Annotated in this window: 11 protein-coding genes; 6 read left to right on the top strand and 5 right to left on the bottom strand. The window is 38.2% G+C overall.

The window, feature by feature from the left end:
- The first annotated feature begins 27 nt into the window (after positions 1-27).
- From PSF31_RS00450 to PSF31_RS00430, 5 genes are all read left to right on the top strand, one after another.
- Positions 28-570, top strand: coding sequence for a fimbrial protein (locus tag PSF31_RS00450; RefSeq protein ID WP_096863238.1), 543 nt, complete (start codon positions 28-30; stop codon positions 568-570).
- 212 nt (positions 571-782) lie between these two features.
- Positions 783-1313 (top strand): fimbrial protein, encoded by a 531-nt coding sequence (locus PSF31_RS00445; RefSeq protein WP_096863237.1) that lies wholly within the window; start codon positions 783-785, stop codon positions 1311-1313.
- Positions 1314-1343: 30 nt separating this feature from the next.
- A complete protein-coding gene (locus tag PSF31_RS00440; RefSeq protein WP_096863236.1) occupies positions 1344-1874 on the top strand; it encodes a fimbrial protein in 531 nt (176 codons plus the stop codon).
- Between the two features lie 214 nt (positions 1875-2088).
- Positions 2089-2337, top strand: a complete 249-nt coding sequence (locus PSF31_RS00435) for a helix-turn-helix domain-containing protein (RefSeq protein ID WP_004262407.1) — start codon at positions 2089-2091, stop codon at positions 2335-2337.
- A 389-nt stretch (positions 2338-2726) separates the two neighbouring features.
- A complete protein-coding gene (locus PSF31_RS00430) occupies positions 2727-3704 on the top strand; it encodes a LysR substrate-binding domain-containing protein (RefSeq protein WP_004262401.1) in 978 nt (325 codons plus the stop codon).
- A gap of 106 nt (positions 3705-3810) precedes the next feature.
- Here PSF31_RS00430 and PSF31_RS00425 read toward each other — a convergent pair whose 3' ends face one another.
- The 4 genes from PSF31_RS00425 to PSF31_RS00410 form a co-directional block, all read right to left on the bottom strand.
- Entirely contained in the window at positions 3811-4989 is a 1179-nt protein-coding gene (locus PSF31_RS00425; RefSeq protein WP_096863235.1) for a M20 metallopeptidase family protein, read from the bottom strand.
- A gap of 581 nt (positions 4990-5570) precedes the next feature.
- Entirely contained in the window at positions 5571-6896 is a 1326-nt protein-coding gene (locus PSF31_RS00420; protein ID WP_164561179.1) for an amidohydrolase, read from the bottom strand.
- 18 nt (positions 6897-6914) lie between these two features.
- Positions 6915-7391 (bottom strand): hypothetical protein, encoded by a 477-nt coding sequence (locus PSF31_RS00415; protein WP_004262394.1) that lies wholly within the window; start codon positions 7389-7391, stop codon positions 6915-6917.
- Between the two features lie 12 nt (positions 7392-7403).
- A complete protein-coding gene (locus PSF31_RS00410; protein WP_036958500.1) occupies positions 7404-8192 on the bottom strand; it encodes a DUF3100 domain-containing protein in 789 nt (262 codons plus the stop codon).
- 810 nt (positions 8193-9002) lie between these two features.
- Here PSF31_RS00410 and PSF31_RS00405 point away from each other — a divergent pair.
- Positions 9003-9449 (top strand): GNAT family N-acetyltransferase, encoded by a 447-nt coding sequence (locus tag PSF31_RS00405; RefSeq protein WP_094961302.1) that lies wholly within the window; start codon positions 9003-9005, stop codon positions 9447-9449.
- Between the two features lie 77 nt (positions 9450-9526).
- On the opposite strand, the gene PSF31_RS00400 is transcribed toward PSF31_RS00405, so the two are convergent.
- Positions 9527-12490 (bottom strand): TonB-dependent receptor plug domain-containing protein, encoded by a 2964-nt coding sequence (locus PSF31_RS00400; RefSeq protein WP_096863233.1) that lies wholly within the window; start codon positions 12488-12490, stop codon positions 9527-9529.
- Positions 12491-12505 lie beyond the last annotated feature (15 nt).

Below are 12505 nucleotides of genomic sequence, written 5' to 3'. Positions count from 1 at the left end.
TAACAATATAGAACCAAGGTTATATAAATGAAAAAAACTTTTGTATTAACGCTGATAAGCGCTATGGCAGGTATCGCTTTAATTTCAGGCGCACAAGCGGCTGATGCAACATTAACATTGAAAGCAACAATAAAATTGGCGGGCTGTGATATTTCAACAGGTACAGGTAAAGACCAATTAGTTGACTTTTCAGATGTTACCGTAGTTAAAAATGCAGTCAAAGGAAGCTCAATAGCTAAAAAAGATTTTAATCTGCAATTTCAAAATTGTGCAGATTTGAAGGGCATTGATGTTTCAATGAAAGGGACTGCTGATACGGATTTAGCCGGTGGAGAACTGTTTGCGATTGATAAAGGTGCAAATATGTCTAGAGGCGTTGGTGTTAAAATTATTGCGAAAACAACCGGTGGAGAAAAAGTCCAGAAGCCAGTTGGTGACACGGTTGTTTGGGGAAGCCTTTCAGGGGCTAGCGTGACTTTACCTTATCGTGCTGAATTAGTTAAGACGTTAGATGCAATAACCGGGGGAGATGTTCGTTCAGTTGCCGAAGTTAGCGTAGCATATAAATGAAATACTAATATATTGAATGGTATTATAGATATTTAAAATAATTGATAACATTGTCATTTTATTTTCTTAAAGCGACAATGGAAGTTTAATTTATCTACTTTTACTATAGAAGTTATTCAATAATTTATATATTTATTATAAGGCAATGATTAATTCAAGAACTAGCATCTTTATTCGTTAATTTTGATCTGCGATTATTATTTGGACTAATTATGAAATTATATTCGTACAGATATTGTTATATTTTTGGCATAGTTTTTTCGCTATGCCCCCTATTTTCATCGGCTAGTGATTTATCGTTAAATTTTACTGGAAATGCAGTCGTTACAGGGTGTGATGTTGAATTTGGAAATAGTGGTAAGAATCAAGAAATCGATTTTAAAACAGTGACAACGACGAAAAGTGGAACTGGTCTCTCTAGCTTGGTCACCCAACCGTTTTCATTAAAATTATCTAATTGTGCGGGAACAATTAATAAAGTTTCTGTGAGTATGTCTGGTAAGGCTGATACTGGCTTTCCTGAATACTTTGCCATTAATAGTGGCACTGGCAGTGCGCAAGGGTTGGTTTATGGTGTGAACGTAAAAGGGGACAAGAATAAAAAGCAAAAACCCGATGGTACAGTTGTTGAGTGGTCATCGACGGCACAGCCATTGGAATATGAAGCCACTTTGTATAAAACAGGGAATGTTGACGGTGGTCTCGCACAAGCGAGTATTGATATCAGTATTGGGTATCAATAAATAATAGCTATTTAATATGGGAGAGAGAGGATGAACATAAGCCGTTTATTCAGGGGAACTGTTTTAGTCGCAGGCATAAGCTTGGTTTCATCAGGGGCACTGGCTTTGGATGCTTTTGTTCAGATTAAAGGCAAAATAAAATTGATGGGATGTGAGGTTGATACTGGGTCAAAAGATCAAATTGTTGATTTTAAAAGGGTAAATGTGCCAGTGAGTTACCCTTCAGGAAGTGTTGTAGCCGAGAAACCATTTACGATTAAGCTACAAAATTGTGAATCAACCGCAGTTGCTGATGTTTCGATGAGTGGTACCCCAGATAGTTTTAATGCGGATTATTTTGCATTAGATGCTACAAGCCAAGATTCAGCAAAAGGAATAGCACTGCGTATTAAATCAACAAATGGGGAAGTTCAGAACCCTTCAGGTAAAGTAGTGACATGGCGTTTTAATTCATCAAGTAGTGAACAATTATTAACATATAATGGTGCATTAATTAAGACGAGTAATATCACTAACGGTAAAGTGAATGTTAATGCAGAGTTTAGCGTTAATTATCGTTAATTTTAATATAGAAAGATAATGGTGTGTTAATTAATCTAATAATAATGGTTTAATAACTTTTATTATATGAGTTTATGATTGGTTTTTATTTGAGAAATATAAGTTTATTGGAAGTTGTAAATCTCGAATACGCTTTTTTATAGTATATCAGGGCGTTAAATTTTAAGGCTACAACACTAAAAATAATAGTGTCGTTATAATTAGGACAGTACGTATGAGCGTATATAACACTGAAATTTCTAATAGTTTTATTGGGCAGCAGGTTCGCAAACGCCGCCTTCTTTTAGGTTGGTCTGCGAGTACATTGGGGAAAAAATCAGGCTTGAGCCAACAACAAATTTCACGCTATGAAAGAGGAACACAGAATTTCACTATTTATCGTTTATGTATATTTGCAAATATACTGGAATGCGACTTAAATTACTTTTTGGGGCATGAAACTGATCTTGGCTACCCATTATAAGTTGAATATTAAATTTAATAGCTTCTTGAGAGAGGAGCTATTAAAAATCAACATATGTAGACATAATCTGTTTATACTTGATAAAAGCATCAAAAAAGATGGCAACAAATAAGCTCCTATGCTTATTTATAATATCTGTCTGTTTTATAAAAAAGTATGTTTAGTTTACATATATTGCTATGGTTATAGCAGTATTATGTTTTTTGGGACGAATAGGAACAGTATTATTTGGGGATCTTGTAAAAAATGTAAACGTGAACTCAGCAATGCTAAAAGGATGCTTCTAGCTGGCCGGTTGCCTATGGTATAATAATCGCACAAAAATATTGTACTACAGCTATACTTTTTAAATCTTATTTTTAATCCATTTTACATTGGATACCCCAGTAATGAACATTAGTCAGCTTAAAAGCTTTGTTGAAGTAGTGAGGAGTGATTTTAATATCACTAATGCGGCTGAAAAATTGTATACCTCTCAGCCAACTGTCAGTAAGCAACTTAAAATATTGGAAGATGAGTTAAACGTTTCATTATTTAATCGGAAAAATAATAACTTATTGTCGCTGAGCCCGATTGGCGAAAAGGTTCATCATGTTGCGTGTGATATTCTTGCGCAGTTCGATAAAATTAAAAGTATCGTGTCTCATGAAGACTCGACGATAAAACAAAATCTGCATATCGCAACAACTCACACACAGATCCGCTATAAATTACCTCAGGTGATTGAACGTTTTAACACACGCTACCCCAATATTTCTTTGCATTTCCATCAAGGCGCGCCTGCTCAGATTGCAGAGATGGTAAACAATGGCGATGTGGACTTTGCCATTGCGACCGAGTCTATGCATCTTTATGATGATTTATTGGTGATGCCTTGTTACCAATGGTCTCGCAGTATTATTGTTCCACATGACCACCCATTGGCTCAATGTGAACAGCTTAAGATTGAAGACCTTGCAGGCTACCCACTAATTACTTATGTTTTTGGTTTTACAGGGCATTCAAAGCTCGACCAAGTCTTTTATCAACATAAATTAACGCCAAATGTTGTTTTAACTGCCGTAGATACTGAAATAATTAAATACTACGTAAAACGGGGTGCTGGGGTCGGTATTATTTCAACCGTGGCTTTTGACCCAGAGGAAGATAGCGAAGCATTACGTTGTATTGATATCAGTCACTTAGTAAAACCAAGTTATACACATGTATGTATTAACCGGCACATGCATTTAAAAGATTATATGTATGATTTTATCTCTCATTATGCACCTCACCTTGATTTGAATTATATTCATCAGCCGAATCAATGGGTACCTACAGAACAAAGCGAGCGTGATCAGTTATACCGAGAATTGCCAGAATTGTAACTTATAAGTGAATGACTAAGAAAAAAGCCGAGTAATTGATTGTCCAACTATTGGGGGGCACTTCAATTTACTCGGCTTTAGTATTACTGTGTGTATTATATTTATTCTAACGAGTGGCAATATTAATAAAAATTTGAGCGCCAATCAGTAAACAATCGTCATCAACAAAATAAGGGTTAGCATGTAAGTAATTATTAATCCCTTTTGCTTGATTACCACTTCCTAAGAAGTACATGGCACCGAGTTTATCTTTAGTGGCATTGATCATATAACTGAAGTCTTCACTGCCAGTCATTGGTTTACCATTTGAATCAATCTGCTCAATCGGTAAGAAGGCGGCAGCGGCATCATAAATCACTTTGGCTGCTTGTGGGTGGTTGACAACGGCAGGATATCCGCTGGCTTCCAGTGTTGTTTTAAACCCACCGCCTTCACTACGAGCCACAATTTCATGGAAGCTGGCTTTTAATATTTTGTCCGTTTCTTCATCCATTGAACGGATCGTTCCACGTGCTTGAACATGATCCGCCAGCGCATTTGGGATGGTTCCCCCGTTAATCATGCCGCAACCAAATACGGCGGGGCTGAAAGGATCAGTCTTTTTGGCAACAATGTAGTCCATATAATCAATGATACGCGTTGCTTCGCGGATAGCATCTAACCCTTTATGAGGGGTTGAACCGTGAGCAGAAACACCGTGGACATCTAGTGTCCACGCTGAGCCGTATGAAGACATAACCCCAGAATTGAATTTAATATAACCCGTTTCAAATGCAGCATCATTGTGTAGGCCGTAAACTTCGTCTACTCCTTCCATACACCCCATTTCTACCATTTTGTTAGCACCTGGCACACGCATATCTTCTTCTGCCATTTGGAAGATAAAACGGACGTTATGGGTGAGTTCAGAACGGTTTTCACTGAGGTACTTTGCTGCTGTTAAGGCGATGGTCATGTGGGTATCATGCCCACAGTTATGAGCGCAACCTTCATGGACAGAACTGTGCTCATTGCACGTTAAATCAGGCATTTCAAGGCCATCGATATCAGTACGATAGGCAATCAAGCGCTTTGTTGGGTCGACAATCAATTCAGCGGTAAAACCTGTGTAGCCTTCGAATAAACGAATGTTATAGCCAAAGCTTTCCATCAATTCACGGCAATATTGTGAGGTTTTGAATTCTTGCCCAGACAATTCAGGGATCTTATGTAAATCCTGACGTGTTTTTTTGCTAAATGTTTCTAAAGCAAAGAGCTTTTCACTGATATTGTATTTATTGGTCATTACGTTTTATCCCGTATACAAAAGCGTTTTTAATGCTGTTAAAGGGCCCCTGGTGTGAGCATGGAATAATGAACAGCACGCTCATTTAATTTATGTGTATTTTAAAAACTAGATTCAGAAATAGGGTGATTTCTACTTCTACTCGTTATTTTTTATCTATCAATTTATAGGGTCAATTTTAGCGTGGATATTAAAAAAGTGAGCGTGACGGAGATCGTGTTTATATCATATCAGTATTGCATGGCTCATGAATAATAAGGATGGTAATTTATTAAAATAATAATAAAAAATCATCATTTCAATTAAAATCCTTTTATATCAATTTGTTATGATTTTATTTTTCAATTTTAATATTAAGGATATTTATATTTTAAAGCGAGCCTGAATAGGGTTTAAGTTAAATTTTTTATTTAAAGTAGGGCGGTGATTGGCATGATTTTAGAAATTTTTTAAATGAGATGGTGAATGTAAAAAGAAATTAAATTAATGCGAAGAAAAAATTTTAAAGGTGGGATAAAAGCTAAAAAAATCATATTCCCCTTATTATAATTAACATAGCAATAAGGGGAATATTTTAATAATTAGTTCTTAAAAGAGCCGATAAATGAGAGGTATTCCTCTTTGCTCATTAATGGGGTGTAATCAGCTAACATCTCATCAGCTTGGGATGCATCATCAAATAACAGGTCAATAATTGCCATTGCCATCATTTGAGCTGGGCGGATATAGGCCATATCATCATCAAAAACAACGTAATCTTTACCATGCAAACCACCACGAATTGCGCCAATCCATGGGTGACTCACTGGCATGATATGTGATAAGTCACCTGTATCCGTGCTTCCCGTCATGTGCCCAGCAACCCAAACATTTTCTTCACCAATCAAGTCATGGGCATTTTGCTGCAACAAATGGTTCAACGTATCGTTGTTATACAGTGGGAGGTAACCCGGTAAATCTTTGACTTCTACCTCTGCACCGACAGACATTGCACCAGCAACCAATGCGCGAGTAATACGCTCATTCGCATCAATCATTGCAGGGACATTTGACGCTCGGACATAACTTTCCATACGGACATCACTTGGGGTGACATTGACCAAATCGCCGCCTTGCGTGATGATCGGATGAAAACGAATATAATCTTTTTCTTGGAAGGTCTCGCGGATCGCATTCACTCCCATAATCCCCATCATTGCGGCATTGAGGGCATTGACACCTAAGTGAGGAGCTGCCGCAGCATGAGATGCTTTCCCTTTGTAATTAATCAACTTGCCAATAAACCCATTGGTGGTGGTCGACATTTCAATAAAACCGGTATCACGTTCTGGTTTGACACTGGTTAAATGAATTTGCATCGCCATATCGATATCATCAAATTCACCAAGGGATATCAGCTCTGGCTTACCGCCGATATAACTAATTTTTCCTTGTTCAATCAGTTTATTACGATAAGACAGTTCAACATACTCCTCAGCGGGAACGGCGAAAGGAACGACGTCTCCCGCGAGGTATTGCATAGCACCTGACTTAACCAGACCAATAGTCACAGCCATCATATTAGCGATTTGAGCATTGTGCCCACAGCAATGGGCAGCACCCGTTAAATCATCGGCTTCTGGGTGTTCTGCACAAATAATCGCATCGAGCTCACCAATCACAGCAATACTATGTTTACTCCCTTTTCCACCTTTAAGGCGCGCCTTAACACCTGTTAATGCGAGTTGGTTTCGGTAATTAACGCCTAGCGCAGAAAATGCAGCTTCCACTTTTTTTGCTGTTTTGATTTCTTTGTAGCCTAGCTCAGGCTCTGCCCAAATATCATCTGCTAATTTCTTGATATCCCCTTTATGGGATGCAATTGTCTCGCAGACGATGGCTTTCAATTGGTCTTTGGTCATTGTCATGGTAAATATTTCCTCTTGTTAGATAACGCCGCTCCATGAAAGTGTCACTTGACCAATAAGTGCAGCGAATAAGAATGTTCCCGTAAAGACCGCCAGTGAAACTGGGATGATGCGCCATGAAATAGCTTTAAATTTATCAATATCTTTACCGAGTGAAAGACCGGCAAATGCAAGTACCGTCGTACTAATAACAGCAAGTGATATTTTACCTGTCATTGCGATCATTTCTTTATCGTAAGGGAATAACGGTGAACACAAACCGGCAGCAATTAAAGATACCCAGAAAATTACAGGTAACTTACCTAATGGTGGGATTTGTGCAATTAAGTATGCCACAAATGACATCCCCCCTAATAATGCCATGGCGATAAGTGAGTCACTAAAGACTGCGCCAAAGCTGCCGCGGCCATAAATTGAACCGCCGAGTGCATCTCCCAGTGAAGTGAAGATGATGACTAACACGATGATTATTGCAATTTCTGCCATCTTTTTCATGATCTTATATCCTTATTCTGTATCTGCTGATGCTGTTGCACGTTTTCTTTTCAACTTGTTGTATAAGAAAGAGGCAAACGGTAAGGAGAAGAAAATATAGATGTACAGACCTAATACTGAAGACATCAAGTTTGCGGAGGATGAAAATGCTTGAATATCCGCAGCGTGTTCAGGATAAAGCTCCAATAATGGTGCGACTGACGCAGCTAGCATCGAGCCACTTCCGACCCCGGCTCCCATTGCTAAAGCGAGAGGGCTCATAATATCGAGTCCAGCGATAACACTGGCGATGATGCCCATCCAAACGGCTCCGTACAATGTTCCGCAAATATACATTGCCATAACACCGCGGCCTTCTGGTGAACTTAAACCATATTTGGCTTCAATAATGGCAATATTAGGTTCACGACCGATAGAGTAGGTCGCACCAACAGCTTCACGGCCCATGCCTAACATGATAGCAAGCGGTAAACCGAGTAAAATGGTACCGATAAAGTGACCGATTTCTTGCAAGATTAATGCGCCACCGGCTTGAATAATTTTTTCCCAAGATGCGCCAACGGAGGTGCTTAATTTTGCAATTAAGATAACTAACGCGACACTCATTATAGAGCTAGCGTGTGCCATGTTTTTTTCGCTGAGAATTTTGAATTTTGGAAAACTGATAATACCACCCATCAACATGGAATAAAGCATTGGAAAAACCATGACTAAACTGATTTTAATTTGCCCTATAGCTTCCGAAAGAAGAATGATAAGTAAGCTAACCAAAAGCAACTTACTATCTTTTAATATACCCATAGTGTTACCTTTCATTGGAAATGTTTTTAAGAGTTATTCGTATATATTTATAATAAAAATGCATCATTTTCGTATTCATACTATCCATGAAACTATTTTCCTGACAATATTCCGAAAGTTTCTTAACCATGCCGAAAAGGCATGGTTAAAATCAATAAATTAAAATAATTAATAAAAATGGAGTCTTTGAATTGTTTTTTGCATTTCAATATTAAAAATGTTTTTATTTTTCAGTACGATACAAAAATTTATTAAATTTTTAACATGTTGTTTCATAAGTGATTTTTATTTTCATATGCATTAATGCGAAGAGTTATCAAATACCTAATAAATGTGAGGTTGTTCAGGTTTTATGTATTTTTATATGAAAAGGTTTTATTTTTATTGAGTTTGCATAATGGTGAAAATTGAGGAGTTGCTGGGTTTTGTTGTTGTATTTTTGGGTTTTAAGTTCTACTTTAATCTGCTTTAAATTTAATTATTAGTTTAATAAACTAGTGCGTTTTTTTGCTTTCCTTTCAAAAAAATTTGATAAATTACAATAATATTGTATTTGGCAGTGATATTTGACTTGGATCGCAATTCTGAATATTCATTAATTAGAAAGCAATAAATGAGTCGAAATTTTATTTTAGTCTAAATGCTGATATTAATGTTATCCGTAACATATCAACTGCTATTTGTTTATAGCATCTCAAAAAATACAAAGGCACGAATGGCGCGAACAAAAAAGTATTTATTGTTAATTTATGGTGAGTCATCCTTTTATCACAACGGTATTGTAATCGGTAAATCTAAAGTAAGGTGTTTATGGCCATTACCCTAAAAGATATCACCAAAGACAATTGGGTGGATATCATATGTCTCGAAATAACCAAAGAGCAGGAAGACTTTGTCGCTCTTAACTCAGAGTCAATCGCAGCCTCAAAATTTTTTGATTATTATATTAATCGAGGTATCTATGTTGATGATGAGCCTGTTGGCTTTGTTCAATATTATTCAAACCATGAAAATGGTAGGCCTGAAGAGGTGTTTATTGATCAATTGATGATTGATATAAAACATCAAAGAAAAGGTTTTGGTTCTAAGGCTATTCCGCTAGTTCTCGAGGAAATTAAAAATTTAGGCAAATATAAGTCCGTATCAATTTGCTATGTCGAAGGTAATGACATCATGAAACCTTTTTTTGAACAATTTGGCTTTTCTGTTGTTGAGCAAGATGAATTTGATGAAACTATTATGCGGTTATTTTTCTGATACTAAAGTGATAAATATCCACTCCAACTAAAAGTTAGCAGCGGATATTTATAGAGCGGTAAATCGGCAGTATTTATCTAAAATTGCGCATTTAATCCTAAGCGTAGTGTGCGGCCCGGGGCTGGCATCATACTACGTGTCAGTGGGTCGATATAATAACGATCAGTTAAGTTGGTTACTAAGAATTCGACATTAATATTTTTGTCAATTTGGTAACTTGCATAGGCATCCGCTGTAAAGGTGGGTGTCCAGTGCATTGGGCTGTTGTTCGCCATCGAATAACTTCCCGGGAACTGTTGCATCAGTTTGCGTTCATCTTTATTTTGCACACTACTGGTATAACGTAAACGTGTTCCCACTTCGAGATCTTCATCCATAAAGCGCATGCCTAGGTTGGAGTTAATCGCATATTTAGGCTGTAATTGTGTGCGTAAAAAGCCACCGGGGAAACCTGCTGTTGTACATTGGGAGAGATTATAACGGTTAGTTGGGTCCAAATTAGCGGGTGCGGAGTCATCACAAACCTCATTTTTGAGGCGGTAATCAACACCAATATCCATAAATACCCCGCCATTATCGTAGCGAGCCAAGGCTTCAATCCCTGCGGTTTTATGTTCTTTTACTTGAACAAAATTAAGACGCCCATCGCGGTCAAATGCATTTTCGATGACCGTATGGTAATAGCCTATTTTAACATCGGCATGGCGGTCTGCTCCGAGTAAACCCTGTAAATTACGTGAATAACCAAATTCAAAGGTTTTTGCACGTTCAGGTTTAAATGCCATCCTCTCTTTACGAGCTTCACTTTCGCCTGCAAATCCAATGCTACTTTCGAAGATACTCGGTAAGCGTACTGTTTCAATGTAACGTGCATAAACACGGTCGTTATCAGACAACCAAATATTGGCACCAAAAGCGGGGGCCCAGCCATGGCTTTTTTGCTTGCCTGAGAATTTCCATTTTTCTTCTTCAGTAAGTTCACGTTTGATGTCATCTGATGGGTGTGAGTAACTTGAACCATACACATAAACTTCTTTACCGGTTACTGGGTCGACTGCGCGAGCTTGAGAGTCAAAAGTTCCGTTATGGAAAGGGTTCGTTTTGGTGGTATAGCGCCCATCGTTATCTGATTTCCATTCAGTGCGGAAATTAACGTCTAAAACGCCATTTTCTTCTGGGTGCTGAGAGTTTTTTCTCTTGGTGATGAAAACGGTATAGTTCGTATCATCAAGTCCTATTGTTTTGAGTAAGATTTGTTTGTTTTGATAGGCACCATTGAAGGGTTGGTAACCATTGGCAACAGCCTTATTATATTCTTCTTGAGTTAAAATTCGGTTGTAATTGATCTGTTTTGCAAGTCGTTCATCAGGGTTTTGAAAACCTTTGGTTCGATTGCGCATTTGCTCTTTTAAGTAATCATCCTCTGTCCAGCCATCAATATATTTTGCGCCAGCATCCAATTCCAGCCAACTCGTTGGACGATAGTTAAAGTTAAAGGCAATACTGGTTTCTTGCCGATGTCCTTTACGTGGAAGGGCAATAAACGGGCTAGCCGTTTGCGATGGTGGTACATCGTTAGAGTCTAATTTTTCTTTGAGCATTGAGCCGCGAATGGTTAAATCAAGATCGGGCGTGAGCGCCATGGTATTGCGTAAATTAAATCCAATACGGTCATTTTCAGAATTGGTTGCTGCGGTATTAATTAAAGTTCCATCAATGTTAGGATCTCTTCCATCACCATAACCATATTCAAACCCCCAATCACGTTCTTTAGGCTCTCGTGGGTAACCACCAGAGGTGTTGGTATCTCCTACCGAATGCGTCATCCACACATTTGCATTTAGATCAATCCATTGATTATCTTCAGGTTTCCATTTGTATTCCGCATTATAGGCATTAACTGTAAAGTGAGCTAATGGCCATTGTGGTAATACTTGTTTTCCTTCCAGCTCAGCAAATCCTAAACGTGAAGGCATAATTTCACCATAGGTACTTTCACTCCGGCGAAAGCCAAGGTGTAATGTTTGGTTTTCAGTGAGATATAAATTGGTTTTGACTAAATAGGATTCCAGCTCATTAGAGGTATTAGTCACTTCTTTTCCGGGGCGAAATACATTCGCGGCAAAAGGTAAATAAGGGTCTGGGCCAAGTTGTTGCTGTATTGTTTGTTGTTCATTTAATTGAACAGATTCTTTATAACGGTGAGCGCCATTTTTCCCTGCAAAGTAGTTACCTTGCCGGCGATAAGCATAGGCGGCCATTAAATCAAATTTTTCTTGTCGGGTCCCAACCGCGATCCTTCCTCCGTTATCTTTAAAATTGAAAAATTGAGCATTTCCACGGGATTTCGGTGTGATGTTAACAACGGGGTCGGAAAGGACAGAGTTCTTATTTTTATAAATCTCAGGGTGATCTCGGTAATCTTCGCCATAACCATAGTGGGGAATACGTTCACGAGTTGAATTACTGCTGGTTTCCAATTTTAAGCTGACACCAAACTTTTCATCCGGTGCAACAACATCATCTATCCCTATGGTTCTGATGGCTATCCCTCCACCGACAGAGGTTTTTATATCGCCAGCGAGAGAACCACTTTTTTCAATCTCAATGCTACTAATGAGGTTTGGGTCCACATAGTTACGGTTATTTGCACCATTGTAACCCCGATAAACGGTGAGTGATTGTTCTGTGCCGTCAACCGTGACAGGAACACGCTCTTGCCCTTGGATCCCTCGAATATTTGGGTCTAACGCACCACTGTTTCTTGCATCACCGCTATAGACACCAACTGCACTATTTAGCACATCTGCAGTACTGGTGCCTTTATAACGTTCAACAAGGTCTTTTCCTAAATAAATTTTAGAACCTTTGGCATCATATTGGTCGTCGTAACCTTGTTGATCTCGTTCTTTGATGGTTTTTGCTGAATCTTGAACGGTAATGGTGCCGAGGTGTTCTTCTTTTTCCCCTAAAGCGGTTATTGGAATCAAAAGAGCAGTAATAATTGCAGTAGTAATAGGTGTTAATTTGTATTTATACATAGTGTTTTCTCTGTG

Origin of the sequence: Providencia sp. PROV156, from assembly GCF_028480905.1 — a bacterium.
In the GTDB taxonomy this organism is placed as follows: Bacteria; Pseudomonadota; Gammaproteobacteria; order Enterobacterales; family Enterobacteriaceae; genus Providencia; species Providencia hangzhouensis.
This window is presented reverse-complemented; position numbering and strand designations above follow the sequence as displayed.